Source organism: Acidovorax sp. NN32 (assembly GCF_057597245.1).
The window spans coordinates 649414-665375 of record NZ_CP199679.1; the positions used below are offsets into that span (position 1 = coordinate 649414).

Below are 15962 nucleotides of genomic sequence, written 5' to 3' on the forward strand. Positions count from 1 at the left end.
GGTGATGAGATTCAGCGCAAAAACCTGCCGTCGCGCCCCACCAGCGTCAGCTCCACAAACCGCGATGCATTGCGGTCGGGGGTGCTGGCGTTGATCTCGAAGCCACCCAGGTCCCACTTCTTGAGGTTCCAGGTGGCGTCGATGAAGGCGGCTCGTGTGGGGTTGCGGCCCGCGCGCTGCAGGGCCTCGGCAAAGACGCGGGCGTTGATGTAGCCCTCCAGCGCCAGGTGCGAGGGCTCGGCCGCGGCGCCCGAGGCCTTCCAGGCGGCCTGGAAGTCGCGCACTACCGGCATGACCACGTTGGAGGGCAGGGGCACGACCTGCGAGATGGCCATGCCCGTGGCATCTGCGCCCAGGGCCTTCACGGTAGCGGGGGTGCCCATCACCGACAGTGCATACAGCGTCACGCCGCGCTTGATGGCGCGAAACGCCTTCACGAATTCCAGCGTGGGCTTGCCTGCCAGGCCGATCACGATGGCTTCGAGGTTGCCGCTTGCCAGTTTGGTGGCTGCGGCGCCGGCATCCGACGCGTTGTTTTCGACCGTCACCGTCAGCGCCTCGGGCAGCTTGAGGCGGTCCATCGACTGTTTGGCGGCGGTAAAGATCTCTTTGCCGAACGCGTTGTTCTGGTAGACGATGCCGATGCGCTGGATGCCGATGGTAGACAGGTGTTGCACCAGCTTTTCGGCCTCGTCGGCGTAGCTGGCGCGGATGTTGAAAACACTGCGGGCCTTGGTGCGGCTCAGTTGCGCGCCGGTGAAGGGGGCGAAAAACGGAATGCCACTCTCGATCACCTTGGGCAGCATGGCGTCGATCATGGGGGTGCCCATGCAGTTGAACAGCGCAAAGTACCCAGGGTCTGCCAGGAACAGCTCCACATTGGCCAGCGCCTTGGGCACATCGTAGGTGTCGTCCTGTGTGACCAGTTCAATGGTCTTGCCGTGGATGCCACCCCGTGCATTGATGCCGGCAAATGCCGCCTTGGCACCCTGGTGCATGGCCGACCCGAGATCGCCCAGTGGGCCGGTGAGGGCGGTGGACTGTGCAATACGGATGGTCCCTTCCTGTGCGCGGGCGCTGCCCAGCCCCAGCCAGGGCAGGCTGATGGTGGCGGTCGCGGCAGCCAGCAACTGGCGCCGGGCGATGTGGGACGGTGGGCGGGCGGTGGTCGGGGGCAGGTCGGCGGGCATGTGTGTCTCCTCAAAAGGCCCGGGCCTGCGCAGCGGCAGCCGGGGGAGGCGACATCATCCAATCACGATTGGCATTTTTTTGTCGGTCTGGCGACAATTGGGATCGTGGTATTCCCGCACTTCCCCATCGCGGCAGACTGCCCTTTTTCATGAGAACCTTCGCGCCATGGACTCACGCATGAACCAGGATCTGTCTTTGCACCAGCGTCGTCGGCCGCCCACGGCGGATGAGCTGGACGGCATTCCCTGGCTGCGACTGCTGCTGCCCGCCGAGCGCGAGCGCGCTGTGGCCTCGTTGCTGGTGGGGGATGCCAAGGCGGGCGACTATGTGTGCCGCGTGGGGCGCCCGGTGACCTACTGGTTTGGTGTGGTCGAGGGGCTGCTCAAGATGAGCACGGACAACGCCCAGGGCCAGACCATGACGTACGCGGGCCTGCCGCCGGGCGGCTGGTTTGGCGAAGGCACCACCATCAAGCGCGAGCCCTACCGCTACAACATCCAGGCGCTGCGCAAGAGTGTGGTGGCGGGGTTGCCGATTGACAGCTTTCACTGGCTGCTGGACCACTCCATCGGCTTCAACCGCTTTGTGATGAACCAGCTCAACGAGCGCCTGGGCCAGTTCATCGCCGCGCGCGAGATCGACCGTCTGAACAACCCCGATGTGCGTGTGGCCCGCAGCCTGGCGTCGCTGTTCAACCCGGTGCTGTACCCGGGCGTGGGCGAGGTGCTGCGCATCACGCAGCAGGAGCTGGCCTATCTGGTGGGTCTGTCGCGCCAGCGCGTGAACGAGGCGCTGGCTGCGCTGGAAGCGCAGGGCGCCATCCGTGTGGAGTATGGCGGCCTGCGTGTGCTGGACCTTGCTGCGCTGCGGTCGAGCGTGTTTCCCCCCTGAGGCGATCGGCGCCTCGGTGCCACCGCCAGAGGCGGCGGCCCTTCGGAGCAGTCCAAGCCTGCGCAGGCAGGCTTGGAGCCGCTGCACCTCAGCCCCCAAGGGGGCGCGCCCTTGCTGCGGGGCGGCCCTTGCTGGGCGTCCCTGGCGTGGGGAGCGCCAGTTTCAAAGTCCGGTTAGCTGCGTGGCAGGGCGCGGGGGCGGGAAGGTGGCGAGGACAGGGGGCGGCTGCCGGTGGTGCGGGCAGGGGCGGGCACAGCCATTGGCGATGCAGAGGGGCTGCCTGCCCCCCAGCTGTTGTCATCACCGCCGTCGCGCGTGAGGCGGAAAGTGCCCACCATTTGTGTGAGGCGCCCGGCCTGGTCCTTGAGGCTGTCGGCGGCGGCGGCGCCTTCTTCCACCAGCGCCGCGTTCTGCTGGGTCATTTCTTCCAGCGCACCCACCGAGTGGCTCACGTGGCCAATACGCTGGCTTTGCTCCTGTGTGGCGGCGGTGATCTCGCCCATGATGTCCGACACGCGGCGCACCGAAAGCACCAGTTCTTCAATGGTCTTGCCGGCGTGGTTTACCAGGGTGCTGCCTTCCTGCACCTGGTCGACGCTGGTACCGATCAGCGCCTTGATCTCGCGCGCGGCATTGGCCGAGCGGCCTGCCAGGTTGCGCACCTCGCCGGCCACCACGGCAAAGCCCCGGCCTTGTTCGCCTGCACGGGCTGCTTCTACTGCCGCATTCAGCGCGAGGATGTTGGTCTGGAACGCAATGCCGTCGATCACGCTGATGATGTCGGCGATCTTGCGCGAACTGGCGCTGATGGTGTCCATGGTGCGCACCACCTGCGACACCACCTCGCCGCCGCGCGTGGCGGCATCCGATGCGGTGGAGGCCAGCTGGTTGGCCTGGCGGGCCGAGTCGGCGCTCTGCGACACCGTACCGGTCAGGTCCACCAGCGAGCTGGCCGCGCTTTGCAGGTTGTGCGAGGTTTGTTCGGTGCGCTGGCTCAGGTCCAGGTTGCCCGAGGCCACTTCCGAGCTGGCGACCAGGATGGAATCTGCCGTCTGGCCAATCTCACCCACCAGGGTGCGCAGGCGTTCCTGCATGGCGGCGATGGCTTCGAGCAGGCGGCCGGTTTCGTCGTGGATGCGCACTTCGACCTGCGAGGTGAGGTCGCCGCGCGCAATGCGTTCGGCCACCACCACGGCGCGGCCAATGGGGGCCGTGATGCTGGTGGTGATGCGCCAGGCAATCAGCGCGCCCAACCCAATGGCCAGCAGCACCAGCAGCCCGCCCACCACGCGGGCCTGGCTCTGCGTGTGCTCGGCCGATGCAGTGGCTTCGGCATTCAGCGTGTTTTGCAGGTCGATGAGTTCGCCCAGTTTGGTGCGCCAGGCGGTTTCGGCGGGGGCCACGCGGGTCATCAGCGCCAGGGTGGCGCTCACGGTATCGCCGTCGTCGGCGGCCTTGATGGCTGTGTCCAGTTCGGGGCGGGTCTTCTTGCCCAGGGCCTGCACTTCGCCCAGCAGTTTGATCTCGGTGGGGGTGGCGTTGGCGGGGGTCAGCAACTCCGCCAGCGCGGCTTCCTGGGTCGCATACAGCTTGAGCGTCTTGGCCACAGCATCAATCTGTTCGCGGGCCCGTTTGGGGTCGATGTCGTTGAGCATGGCCGCCGACCGGCTCTGAATGCCTATGGCGCTCACACTCTCCAGCATGCCATTGACCAGCTTGGCCTTGTTGGCGCCGATGCCCGTGATCTGGCGCATCTGCTCGTGCACCTTGCCCACCGAGAGCTGGCCCACGGCGGCCACCGCCACCAGCAGCACCAGCATGCAGCCAAAGCCCAGGCTCAGCCGGCTGGAAATCGACAGGGATTTGAGTGACGTTGCGGCCTGCATGGTGTTCCTTGGAGTCTCTGGGGACAATGAATCGTGTGGGGGAGAACGAAGCAATAAGGGTGCCCGTGTCAGCCACCTGCTGAATGGCCTTGGTCTGCGTCCTGGTTCAAGGCAGTGTAGGCACAAATTACAAAATGTGTCATGACGCTTGCGGATAGTGGTATGCCCAATGTGCATGGGCTCGTTGTTACAAATTTGCGGGCAATTTTTTGCCATTTGTGAAAGCGTATGGCGGTATTGTTGCTTCGCAAGATTGCAGATAGAACTGGTGTTTACGCCTGTATTTAAAGCATCAAACGCTATACAAAATATAGCAATTCACTTTCCCTGGATTGCTCTGTACCCACGCGGGAGTAGTCCATCAGGTATAAATCCGTTACAGATGCAAGGCCCCACGATGAAAGCTCTTTCCTTCCCCTTGGTGCGCCATATGGCTGCCGCAGCGCTGGTAGGCGCCGCGCTGGCGGGTTGTGCCACCGCACCCGCACCAGAAACCAGCCAGCGCGAACTGGTCGTTGCGATCACGGCCTCGCACGAACTCATCACCTTCCACGCCGGCCAGCCAGACCGCATCCTGGAGCGGCGCCCCGTCACGGGCCTGCCCGCAGGTGAGCGGCTGGTGGGTATCGACTTTCGGGTGGCGCGTGGCGTGCTCTATGCGCTCTCTCAGGCGGGCCGCCTGTACACGCTCGACATTCCCACTGGCGCGCTGCGCCCCGTGGGGCCAGCACCAGCGGTCCTGGGCCTGCGGGGCACGGCCTTCGGCTTCGATTTCAACCCTGCGGCCGACCGGATCCGTGTGGTGTCGAACACGGGCCAGAACCTGCGCCTGCACCCCGACACCGGGGCTGCCGTGGATGGCGACCCGGCCGTCGAGGGTGTGCAACCCGACCCGGCCCTGCGCTATGCGTGGAGCGACACCCACGCCGGCCGCAATCCCGACATCGCAGGCGCCGCCTATACCTACAACGCCCAGGACAGCAAGATCACCACCAACTACGCCATCGACCGCACCCTCGGCGTGCTGGTGATGCAGGGCTCACGCGAAGGCACCACGCCTGTGGTGTCGCCCAACACCGGTCAGTTGCGCACCGTGGGGTCGCTGGGGCTGCCACGGCTCACCGACGTGGCGTTCGATATTTCGGACGTCGGCAATACCGCGCTGATTGCGGTGCGCACTTCGGTAGACAGCCACACGCGGCTGCACCTCGTGGACCTGCGCACAGGGGCCACCCGGCCGCTGGGCACCGTGGGTGAAGGCGCCCCCCTGCTGGGCATGGCCATCGAACCATGACCACCAGCTGCCATGCCCAGCGCACCAGGGCTTTGTCTGCGCTGACCGGCGTGGTTGTGGTGTTTGTGGCGTGTCTGGCAGGCCTGCCCACCGCTGCCCAGGCTGCCACAGTGCAGGTGGAGGTGCTGGATGCGGCGGGCAGGCCGCTGCCAGACGCCGTGGTGTTTCTCGAATCCGCCGATGCCCGCAAGGCGGTCAGGCCGCTGTCCGGTGCGGAGATGGCGCAGGAAAAGCGGCAGTTTGTGCCCGGCGTCCTCGTGGTGCCCGTAGGCACCGAGGTGCGGTTCCCCAACCATGATTCGGTGCGCCACCACGTCTATTCGTTCTCTCCGGCCAAGAAGTTCGAACTCAAGCTCTATACAGGCACGCCTTCCAACCCTGTGCTGTTCGACCGCCCTGGGGTGGCCGTGCTGGGCTGCAATATCCACGACCAGATGGTCGGCTGGATTGTGGTGGTGGACACCCCGTACTACGCCCGCACACCTGCCGCACCGGGCCGGGCGCAGATCGACAACGTGCCGCCCGGCACCTACACCTTGCGCACCTGGCACACGCGGTTGCCCGTGGGCGCGCCCGCGCAGGAGCAGGCGCTCACGGTGCCCGCCACGGGTGCTGCGGCGGCATCGGTGCGTTTGGCAGGGCTGCAGCCTTGAACCGGAAGAAGCTGTGCGAACTGGGGCGCAGCCTGATCTTGCGGCTGATTGGGCTCACGTTGCTGCTGCTGCTCATCGTGCAGGCTGCAGGTTTTGCCGTGGTGCGCGCCACCATCGAGCGCAATGCCCGCGCGCAGATTGCCCAGGCCCTGGACCTGGATGAAAACGTCTGGCGCCGTCTGTTGGAGCAGAACGCCGACAAGCTGCGCCAGGGTTCGGCCTTGCTGGCCGCCGACTACGGTTTTCGCTCGGCCGTGAATTCGGGCGACGAGGAGACCATCCAGTCGGTGCTAGAAAACCACGGCAACCGCATTGGCGCGGCGGTCACCGCGCTGCTGGGCACCGACCTGGAACTGCGCGCGGTCAGCCTGGCGGGCAACATGGAGGCGTTTCCAGCCACCTTGCGCGCGCTGGTGCCGCCGCTGGCCGCACAGCCGCAGGGCAGCCAGATCGCAGTGATGGGCGGCGTGCCCTACCAGTTCGTGATGGTGCCGCTGCGCGCACCGGTGGTCATTGGCTGGGTGCTGATGGGGTTCCCGGTCAACCAGCCGCTGGCCGATGAGATGCGGCAGCTGCTGGCGGTGCACGTGGCGCTGGTCGTGAAGGGCGAGGACGGCAGGGCCAGGGTGCCCGTCAGCACGCTGCCGCCAAGCTCGCTGGCGCTGCTGCAGCGCGAGGGTGTGCCCTCGGGCGAGCTGCAGACGCCCGAGGGCATCCTGCTGGCGAGGGCCATTCGCCTGGACAGCGTGGGGGGCGAGGTGCAGGCGCTGCTGCTGCGGTCGGTGGACGAAGTGCTCGCTCCCTACCGGCAGCTGCAGGTGCTGCTGGCCATCATCACCGTGGCGGGGGTGATGCTGTTTGCGGTGGGCACGGGGCTGGTCGCACAACGCCTGACCACGCCGCTGCGCTCGCTGCTGGCCGCCACGCAGCGGCTGTCGCGCGGTGAATACGATGTGCCGCTGGAACACACCGACCGCAGCGACGAGATTGGCAACCTCGCACGTTCGTTCGATCACATGCGCAGGGACATTGCTGCGCAGCAAACCGAGGTTCGCCGCCTGGCGTACTGGGATCGCCTCACCGGCCTGCCCAACCGGGAGCGCTTTCGCGAGGCTGTGGTGCTGGCCATTGCGCGCAGCACCGACGGCGCGGTGCCCCCGAACCCGCTGGCCGTGCTCACGCTCGACCTGGACCGCTTCAAACACGTGAACGACGTGCTCGGCTATTCCTTTGGTGACCGCCTGCTGCAGGCGGTGGCCGAGCGGCTGCGCCAGCAGGTGCCATCGCCCGACAACATGGTCGCCCGCCTGGGCGGCAACGAATTCGCCGTGCTGCTGCGGGGCGCCGATGCGGCCACCGCCCATGCCACGGCGCTGCGCATCACCCAATCGTTCGAAGAGCCGCTGGCCTTCGAGGACCAGACGGTGGACCTGAGCGCTGGCATTGGCATTGCCTGCTGGCCTGGCGATGCCGACGATGCCGACACGCTGCTGAGCCGCTCCGAGATCGCCATGTATGCCGCCAAGCGCAGGCTCAGCGGGGCGCAGCAGTACGACGCCTCATTTGATTCGGCCAGCGCGCAGACCCTGTCGCTGCTGACCGAGCTGCGCCACGCGGTGGAGCACCACGAGCTGCGCCTGTACCTGCAGCCCAAGGTGCCGCTGCACGGGCAGCCCGGCCGGGCTGCCGAGGCCCTGGTGCGCTGGCAGCACCCGCAGCGCGGCCTGGTGCCGCCCATGCAGTTCATTCCGTTTGCCGAACAGACGGGGTTCGTGCGGCAGCTCACGCTGTGGATGTTCGAAGAGGTGGCGCGCCTGCTGGCCGACCCGCGCACCCAGGGCCTGGCGCTGCGGGTGTCGGTCAACCTGTCCACGCGCGATCTGCTCGACCCGGAACTCAGCACCCGCCTTGCCGACATTCTGGTGCGCCATGGCGTGCCGGCCAGTGCCTTCTGCCTGGAGATCACCGAAAGCGCCATCATGGACGACCCCCAGCGCGCCGAGGCCATGCTCAACCGGCTGTCGGAGCAGGGCTTCAAGCTGTCGATTGACGACTTCGGCACCGGCTATTCCTCGCTGGCCTACCTCAAGCGCCTGCCGGTCCATGAGCTCAAGATCGACAAGTCGTTTGTGATGGGCATGGAGACGGGCGAGGACGACGCGATGATCGTGCGCTCGACCATCGATCTGGCGCACAACCTGGGGCTCACCGTGGTGGCCGAGGGGGTGGAAACCGCCGCCATTCTGGAGCGCTTGCGCACCTTGGCGTGCGATGAGGCGCAGGGCTATCACATTGCACGACCACTGCCGGTCGATGATTTCCTGGCTTGGCAAGAGGGGCAGGCGCATCAGGTGCGCCAGGGATAAGTTTCTTTAGTTCTTGGTCTGCCAGGCCCCGCAGGCGAAAATACGCGCAATGTCTCCTCCTTCCAGTTCCCGCCCGCCTGCCGGCCCCGCTGCTGCCCCTGCGCCTGCTGCAAGTGCCAGCGCACCAGCGGCACCCGCAACCCGTCCTGTTCTCCGCCGTCCCGCCGCGGCCGCCAAAGCCGCTCCCGTCCGGCCTGCGCCGCCGCCGCGCGCTGCCAGGGCGCCCGCGCCCCCCAACTACCGCACGGCGTCGGGCTCTTTTGTTGCGCCCATCAAGCAAGCGCCCGAACGGGCGTCCGCGACGATCACCGTGAACGGCATGGTCAGCTCCCGCCTGAACAAGCGCATGGCCGAGCTGGGCCTGTGCTCGCGGCGCGAGGCGGACGACTGGATCGCCCAGGGCTGGGTCAAGGTCAATGGCCAGGTGGCCGAAATGGGCGTGCAGGTGTTGCCTACCGACCGCATCGACGTGGACAAGGTTGCCCAGGGTTTCCAGGAGCAGCGCGTCACCATCCTGCTGAACAAGCCCATCGGCTATGTGAGCGGCCAGGCCGAGGATGGCCACACGCCCGCGGTGGCATTGATCAACCCCCGCACGCACTGGCGTGACGACCCCAGCCGCAACCGATTTTCTCCGCCGCAGTTGCGTGGCCTGGCGCCTGCGGGGCGGCTCGATATCGACTCGGTGGGCCTCTTGGTGCTGACCCAGGATGGTCGGGTGGCCCGGCAGATCATTGGTGAGGACTCCGAGATGGAAAAGGAGTACCTGGTGCGCGTCGTTTACCAGGCACCGGGTCAGGTGGTGCCACGCCATCCCAGTGAGCGCTCCGCGCCGCTGCAGGAGATTGACGAGCGCGATCCTGTCAGCACCAATGTGCAGGCGGTGTTTCCCCCCGCGTTGCTGGCCCGGCTGCGCCATGGCCTGAGCCTGGACGGCGAGCCGCTCAAGCCCGCCAAGGTCGATTGGCAGAACCCCGAGCAACTGCGGTTTGTGCTGACGGAGGGCAAGAAGCGCCAGATCCGCCGCATGTGCGAGCTGGTGGGTCTCAAGGTGGTGGGGCTCAAGCGCATTCGCATCGGCCGCGTCACCCTGGGCAATCTGCCGGTGGGGCAGTGGCGCTACCTGTCTCCCAGCGAGCGGTTCTGAGTACCACCAGGCTCCCCGCGTCACCGCACTGCATCCCTTGAACGGAGCCTTCTCCATGCCTACCCCACCGCGACTGCGCGCTGATGCTGCCAACGCCGCCAAACCCCATCCGCTGCGCCAGTTGCGTGCGTCCGACTTGCGGGGAGTGGCGCGGTTGGCCACACAGGCCACCACAGGCATCAGCCGCGTGGCCGAGGGGGTGCACCAGTCGGTGCTGGGCACGCTGGGACTGCCTGGAGGGGCGCAGCCGGGCCAGGCGCGCGGCCTGACCGGGCTGGTCTACCAGAGCATTCGGGGCGTGACACGCTTGGTGGACGCGGGCCTGCAGGCAGGCCTGGCGCGGCTGGAGCCGTTTTTTGAACCCGATGCGCCGCCCACCGCAGTGCAGTGGGAGCGCGAGGCCGTGCTCGCCGCCCTCAACGGCGTGATGGGCGACCGCCTGCAGCGCGACGACAACCCACTGTGCACCCGCATGGGGTTCTACCGGGATGGGCTGCCTTTGGACCTGCCCGCCCTGGCCGCCAGCGGCGGGGCCACGGGCAAGCTCTTGGTGCTGGTCCATGGCCTGTGCATGAACGATCTGCAGTGGCTGCACCAGGGCCATGACCATGGCGCCCACCTCGCGCAGGCGCTGGGCTATACGCCGGTCTACCTGCGCTACAACACGGGCCTGCACACGTCCGCCAATGGTGCCGAGCTGGCCGCCCAGCTGGAATCCCTGGTGGCGGCCTGGCCCGTGCCCGTGAAGGAGGTGGCGGTGCTGGCCCACAGCATGGGCGGCCTGGTGGCCCGCAGTACCTGCCACCAAGCGGCGGCTGCGGGGCAGGGCTGGCTGGCGCTGCTGCGCCATCTCGTATTTTTGGGAACGCCCCACCATGGCGCACCGCTGGAGCGCGCAGGGCACTGGGTGGACACCCTGCTGGGCAGCACGCCGTATTCCCGGCCGTTTGCCCGGCTGGCGCAGCTGCGCAGCGCGGGCATTACCGACTTGCGCCATGGCCATGTGCTGGAGGCCGACTGGCAGGGGCGTGACCGCTTCGTGCGGCACCCTGACCGGCGCACCCCCGTGCCCCTGCCCGATGGGGTGGCCTGCCATGCTGTTGCCGCCACGCTGGCGGCGCGGCGCAGTCCGGCGGCCGAGCGGCTGGTGGGGGACGGGTTGGTGCCATTGCACAGTGCCCTGGGCATCCATGATGATGCGAAACGAACCCTGGGTTTTGCCAAGAGTCGGCAAGCCGTGTTCCACCGGATGGGCCACCTGGCGTTGCTGGGAGATGCGGGTGTGGCGCAGCAGCTGGAGCAATGGCTGCAGCCTGCGTGAAGACAAGCAAAAAACAGGCAACATGGCAGAACCGGAAAAGCGGTTCGGATGGCCTGTTTTTCCCCGCCAGCGGTCTTGCCGGGTGTGAGGCCACCGCTACCATGTGGCCACGAGATATGTAACAAGGAGAAGCTAGTGAGTGACGTGAAATACCGCCTGGTAACCCGCAGCGACTTTGACGGCTTGGTGTGCGCCGTGCTGCTCAATGAGCTCAACCTCATCGACGAGATCACCTTCGTCCACCCCAAGGACATGCAGGACGGCAAGATTGCCATCACCAGCCGTGACATCACCACCAACCTGCCCTATGTGCCCGGGGCCCATTTGGTGTTCGACCACCACGAGTCCGAAACCGTGCGCAATTCGGGGCGGCGCTCCGAAAACCACATCATCGAAGCCCATGCCCCCTCGGCAGCCCGTGTGGTCTACAACCACTACGGCGGCAAGGCGGCCTTTCCGCGCATCACCGACGAGATGATGGCGGCGGTGGACCAGGCCGACTCGGCCCAGTATTCGCGCGAAGACATCCTCGACCCCCAGGGCTGGGTGCTGCTGAACTACATGATGGATTCGCGCACGGGTCTCGGGCGCTTTCGCGAATTCCGCATCAGCAACTACGCACTGATGATGGATCTCATCCAGTACTGCCGCGACCACACCATTGAAGAGATCCTGGCCCTGCCCGATGTGCAGGAGCGCGTGCAGCTTTACCGCGAACACGCCCCCAAGGCCCAGGAGCAGTTGCAGCGCTGCGCCATCCGCATCGGCAAGCTGGTCGTGCTCGATCTGCGCGAGGAGGACACCATCTGGGCCACCAACCGTTTCATGATCTACGCGCTGTTCCCTGACTGCAACATCTCCATCCACGTGATGTGGGGGTTGCAAAAACAGAACACGGTGCTGGCCACCGGCAAGTCCATCCTGGACCGCAGCAGCCAGGTTCACATCGGCAACCTCATGCTGGAGTTCGGGGGCGGTGGGCATGCCGCAGCGGGCACCTGCCAGGTGGCCAATGACAAGGCCGACCAGATCCTGCAGTCGCTGGTGCAGCGCATCACGCTGGAAGGCTGACGGGGCAGGCCGCCACAAGGCCCGCATGGTTTGCATTCAACCGGAATGCCAGGCTGGAAGCTGCAGACAGTGCTGTAGCGCGGCAGGCACGTCGCACCAGTGATACCTTGCGCTTCGCGCCACCCACGGGCGCACGAAGCTGGCGCGGTCCAGGCCAGTGCTCCCGCGCAAGGGCCGCCCCGCCGCGCTGGGAGCGTCCCCCTCCCGGCTCGCGCAGCGAGGCGAGAGAGGGGGAAGGCGCGAAGCGACTCAGGGGGTGTTTCACTTCAGTCGTCGCTCAGCAGCGCGCGGTAGATGGCGGCGCCCAGCAGTGCGCCTGCAATGGGCGCGGCCCAGAAGACCCACAGTTCCGACAGCGCATAGGCTGGGCCAAACAGCGCCGGACCGGTGCTGCGGGCCGGGTTGACCGAGGTGTTGGTCACCGGGATGGAGATCAGGTGGATGAGCGTGAGGCACATGCCGATGGCCAGGCCGCCAAAGCCGCTCGCCGCACGTTTGGCCGTGGCGCCCAGGATCACGATGAGGAAGATGGCTGTCAGCACGACCTCCGTCACCACGGCGGCCATCAGCCCATAGCCGCCTGGGGAGTGTTCGCCGTAACCATTGGTGGCAAAGCCCCAGATGTCTGCGCCTGGCTTGCCCGTGGCAATGAGGTACAGCACGGCCGCTGCAGCAATGGCGCCCAGCACCTGGGCCACCACGTAGCCCGGCAGCTCGGACGCCTTGAACCGGCCCCCCAACGCCAACCCTACCGACACGGCAGGGTTGAAATGCCCGCCCGAGATCGGCCCCAGCGCATAGGCCCCGGTCAGCACTGTGAGGCCAAAGGCCAGGGACACGCCGACAAAACCGATACCCAGCTGCGGGAAGGCGGCAGCCAGTACGGCGCTGCCGCAACCGCCAAATGTCAGCCAGAACGTGCCGAGGAACTCGGCGGACCATTTTTTCAGGGATGTGGGCATGGCAAGAGGGCTCCGGAGGAAAGGGGCAGAGGATGGGAAGGCGGCCTCGCACCGAGCGCCTTCGGTGGCGTGCATCTTATGGGGTCTAAATGACAGAAATTGCTGCCAAATGCCTGCAAATTGTCAACAATCTTCAGCGCCGAAATGGCTGTGCGGGATGGCTTCGGTGCGGGCCGCGGGTGGTGAGGGGTGTGCGCCGCACAGTGCAACCCTTGAAATCACCGAGTCCGCCCCGAGGTGAACACGCGCGAATGCCTTTCCTGGCCTCCTGGGCGTGAAACGCGTTCTTTTTGCACCTTACACAGCAACCTCCAAGACACCATGAGCACAAAACAAACCCTGTCTTTCCAGGCCGAAGTAGCGCAACTGCTGCACCTGGTCACCCATTCGCTGTATTCCAACCAGGAGATCTTCCTGCGCGAGCTGATCTCCAACGCGTCGGACGCCTGTGACAAGCTGCGTTTTGAAGGCCTGAACAACTCCGCGCTGTTTGAAGACGCGCCCAACCTCGAAGTGCGCGTGACCTTCGACAAGGCCGCCAAGACGCTGACCATCACCGACAACGGCATCGGCATGAGCCAGCAAGAAGCCATCGACCACCTGGGCACCATCGCCAAGAGCGGCACCAAGGACTTCATGGGCCGTCTCTCAGGCGACCAGAAGGAAGATGCTCAGCTCATCGGCCAGTTCGGCGTGGGCTTCTACTCCGGCTTCATCGTGGCCGACAAGATCACTGTGGAATCGCGCCGTGCGGGCCTTTCGGCCGAAGAAGGGGTGCGCTGGATCAGTGGCGGCACAGGCGACTTCGAGGTGGAAACCATCACCCGCGCTCAGCGCGGCACCAGCATCATCCTGCACCTGCGCGACGATGCCGAGGAATACCTCAACGCCTGGAAGCTCAAGCAGGTCATCGCCAAATACTCCGACCACATCAGCCTGCCCATCCTGATGGAAAAGGAAGAGTGGAAAGACGGCGAGCTGATCAACCCCAATGACGAAAACGGCGGCCGCCAGCCCGGCAGCATGGTCAAGACCGGCGAGTGGGAAACCATCAACAAGGCCAGCGCCCTGTGGACGCGCCCCAAGAAGGACATCACCGAAGAGCAGTACGCCGAGTTCTACAAAACCATCAGCCACGACCACGAGGCCCCGCTGACATGGGCGCACAACCGCGTGGAAGGCAACACCGAGTACACGCAGCTGCTGTACATCCCCGCCAAGGCGCCATTCGATTTGTGGAACCGCGACAAGAAGGCTGGCGTGAAGCTGTATGTGAAGCGTGTGTTCATCATGGACGACGCCGAAGCGCTGATGCCCACCTACCTGCGCTTCGTCAAGGGTGTGATCGACTCGGCCGACCTGCCGCTGAACGTGAGCCGCGAGCTGCTGCAGGAAAGCCGCGACGTGCGTGCCATCCGCGAAGGCTCGACCAAGCGCGTGCTCTCGATGCTGGAAGACCTGGCCAAACACGACAAGCACGACACCGCCGCCAATGCCGACGGCGTGACCGATGTGGTGGATGCCGACGACAAGGCCAAGGAAGGCAAGTACACGCAGTTCTACAGCGAGTTTGGCGCCGTACTCAAGGAAGGCCTGGGCGAGGACTTTGGCAACCGCGAGCGCCTGGCCAAGCTGCTGCGTTTTGCCAGCACCACCAGCGACGCCGTGACGGTCGGCTTTGCCGACTACAAGGCCCGCATGAAGGAAGGCCAGGAGGCGATCTACTACATCACCGCCGACACCCTGGCCGCCGCCAAGAACAGCCCACAGCTCGAAGTCTTCAAGAAGAAGGGCATCGAAGTGCTGCTGATGACCGACCGCGTGGACGAGTGGGCGTTGAACTACCTGCACGAGTTTGACGGCACGCCGCTGCAAAGCGTGGCCAAGGGTGCGGTGGACCTGGGCAAGCTGCAGGACGAAGCCGAGAAGAAGGCCGCTGAAGAAGCCGCCGAAGCCTTCAAGCCTGTGCTGGCCAAGCTGAAAGAAGCGCTCAAGGACAAAGCCGAAGACGTGCGCGTGACCACGCGCCTGGTCGATTCACCCGCCTGCCTGGTGGTGCAGGACGATGGCATGAGCACCCAGCTGGCGCGCATGCTCAAGCAGGCTGGCCAGCAGGCGCCCGAGACCAAACCTGTGCTGGAGGTGAATGCCGAGCACGCGCTGGTCAAGAAGCTCGATGGCAGTGTGCACTTCCACGACCTGGCGCACATCCTGTTCGACCAGGCCCTGCTGGCCGAGGGCGGCTTGCCTGAAGACCCCGCCGCGTATGTGAAGCGCGTGAACGCCTTGCTGGTGTAAAAATTTAGGCCAAATCGGCCTCTGGCGCTTGTCCATCAAGCGCTAGATGCTATAAAAATAGTAGTAAATACCGGTGGTGCCTGGCACCACCGGTATTTTTTATGGGCATTCCAAAGCCGCTCAATCTTCGGGCTGGGCCTGCTCCAGGATGCGGCTGTGTGCCTGGTTGCGTTCCTGCGAGGGGGTGTCGATCAGCTCCTTGAGCGCTCCCTCTGGCAAACGCAGTCCCTTGCGCCGGTCGTTCTTGACCGGCAGGTTGCGCCAGCCCGACAGCACCAGCCAGTCCCACAGTTCCCTGGGCAGCGGATGGGTGACGGCCATCTTGACCTGCCCCCGCAGGATCACGGTGCCCACGGCGGGCAAAGGCCCCACGGGAGCGGGCTTGCGCTTCTGGCGAATGGAGAGGAGCGTGCGAAACATGTCCTTCATGGGTGGGCCAACTCGCGGTAGATCGAAGATGGCGCAGCATAGCCCAGGGGCCCCCAGCCGGTCCACCACCCGTGCTGCCCACCGGGGTGGCGTGCACCCGTGGTGCAAACAATACGCAATACCGTTCGCAACCGTTAACGATTGTTGCCGGGCGGATTGCGCCCCCGTCCGTCGATAAATTCCAACCCAGCCTTGGTCCGTGGCGGCCACGGTACATCCACGCACTCCCTGCATTTTTTGCCAGCCCCTCGGGGCCTGGTGAGGTTGCGGCGTGGCCGGAAGTCGGAGCCATTCACCTCAGGAGTATTTTTGATGCTTTATCAATTGACGCGATCTTGGGAGGGCGCATGCGCCTTCTGGCGCGCGCGCACATCCAGTGGGCCCGCGCAGCCTGCTACAAGCCCTGCGCACAGCGCGGTACGCCGCTTCCGCTGGCTCTTGCTGGCGGGTGGC

Annotated in this window: 12 protein-coding genes; 8 read left to right on the forward strand and 4 right to left on the reverse strand. The window is 65.7% G+C overall.

The window, feature by feature from the left end:
- Nucleotides 1–11: 11 nt before the first annotated feature.
- Nucleotides 12–1190 (reverse strand): ABC transporter substrate-binding protein, encoded by a 1179-nt coding sequence (locus ACT89O_RS03075; protein ID WP_487261780.1) that lies wholly within the window; start codon nucleotides 1188–1190, stop codon nucleotides 12–14.
- A 178-nt stretch (nucleotides 1191–1368) separates the two neighbouring features.
- On the opposite strand from ACT89O_RS03075, the gene ACT89O_RS03080 reads away from it, so the two are divergent.
- On the forward strand, nucleotides 1369–2082 hold the full coding sequence (locus ACT89O_RS03080) for a Crp/Fnr family transcriptional regulator (RefSeq protein ID WP_199727044.1): 714 nt from the start codon (nucleotides 1369–1371) through the stop codon (nucleotides 2080–2082).
- Between the two features lie 173 nt (nucleotides 2083–2255).
- Here the strand turns inward: ACT89O_RS03080 and ACT89O_RS03085 are convergent, their stop codons facing one another.
- Nucleotides 2256–3968, reverse strand: a complete 1713-nt coding sequence (locus tag ACT89O_RS03085; RefSeq protein WP_487261781.1) for a methyl-accepting chemotaxis protein — start codon at nucleotides 3966–3968, stop codon at nucleotides 2256–2258.
- A gap of 397 nt (nucleotides 3969–4365) precedes the next feature.
- On the opposite strand from ACT89O_RS03085, the gene ACT89O_RS03090 reads away from it, so the two are divergent.
- From ACT89O_RS03090 to ACT89O_RS03115, 6 genes are all read left to right on the forward strand, one after another.
- Nucleotides 4366–5262, forward strand: coding sequence for a DUF4394 domain-containing protein (locus ACT89O_RS03090; protein WP_431151706.1), 897 nt, complete (start codon nucleotides 4366–4368; stop codon nucleotides 5260–5262).
- A complete protein-coding gene (locus ACT89O_RS03095; RefSeq protein WP_199727043.1) occupies nucleotides 5259–5915 on the forward strand; it encodes a methylamine utilization protein in 657 nt (218 codons plus the stop codon). Before ACT89O_RS03090 ends, ACT89O_RS03095 begins: the two co-directional genes overlap by 4 nt.
- Entirely contained in the window at nucleotides 5912–8281 is a 2370-nt protein-coding gene (locus ACT89O_RS03100) for a putative bifunctional diguanylate cyclase/phosphodiesterase (RefSeq protein WP_487261782.1), read from the forward strand. Before ACT89O_RS03095 ends, ACT89O_RS03100 begins: the two co-directional genes overlap by 4 nt.
- Nucleotides 8282–8600: 319 nt before the next feature.
- On the forward strand, nucleotides 8601–9428 hold the full coding sequence (locus ACT89O_RS03105) for a pseudouridine synthase (RefSeq protein WP_121508843.1): 828 nt from the start codon (nucleotides 8601–8603) through the stop codon (nucleotides 9426–9428).
- Nucleotides 9429–9483: 55 nt separating this feature from the next.
- Nucleotides 9484–10749: an esterase/lipase family protein gene (locus ACT89O_RS03110; RefSeq protein ID WP_487261783.1), complete on the forward strand. Its 1266-nt coding sequence runs from the start codon at nucleotides 9484–9486 to the stop codon at nucleotides 10747–10749.
- Nucleotides 10750–10884: 135 nt separating this feature from the next.
- Nucleotides 10885–11820 (forward strand): hypothetical protein, encoded by a 936-nt coding sequence (locus ACT89O_RS03115; protein WP_055400141.1) that lies wholly within the window; start codon nucleotides 10885–10887, stop codon nucleotides 11818–11820.
- Nucleotides 11821–12086: 266 nt separating this feature from the next.
- Here ACT89O_RS03115 and aqpZ read toward each other — a convergent pair whose 3' ends face one another.
- On the reverse strand, nucleotides 12087–12782 hold the full coding sequence (aqpZ, locus tag ACT89O_RS03120) for an aquaporin Z (protein ID WP_487261784.1): 696 nt from the start codon (nucleotides 12780–12782) through the stop codon (nucleotides 12087–12089).
- Nucleotides 12783–13103: 321 nt separating this feature from the next.
- Here aqpZ and htpG point away from each other — a divergent pair, with 321 nt between their 5' ends.
- On the forward strand, nucleotides 13104–15080 hold the full coding sequence (htpG, locus tag ACT89O_RS03125; protein ID WP_487261785.1) for a molecular chaperone HtpG: 1977 nt from the start codon (nucleotides 13104–13106) through the stop codon (nucleotides 15078–15080).
- A 120-nt stretch (nucleotides 15081–15200) separates the two neighbouring features.
- Here the strand turns inward: htpG and ACT89O_RS03130 are convergent, their stop codons facing one another.
- Nucleotides 15201–15509, reverse strand: coding sequence for a hypothetical protein (locus ACT89O_RS03130; protein ID WP_055400148.1), 309 nt, complete (start codon nucleotides 15507–15509; stop codon nucleotides 15201–15203).
- Nucleotides 15510–15962 lie beyond the last annotated feature (453 nt).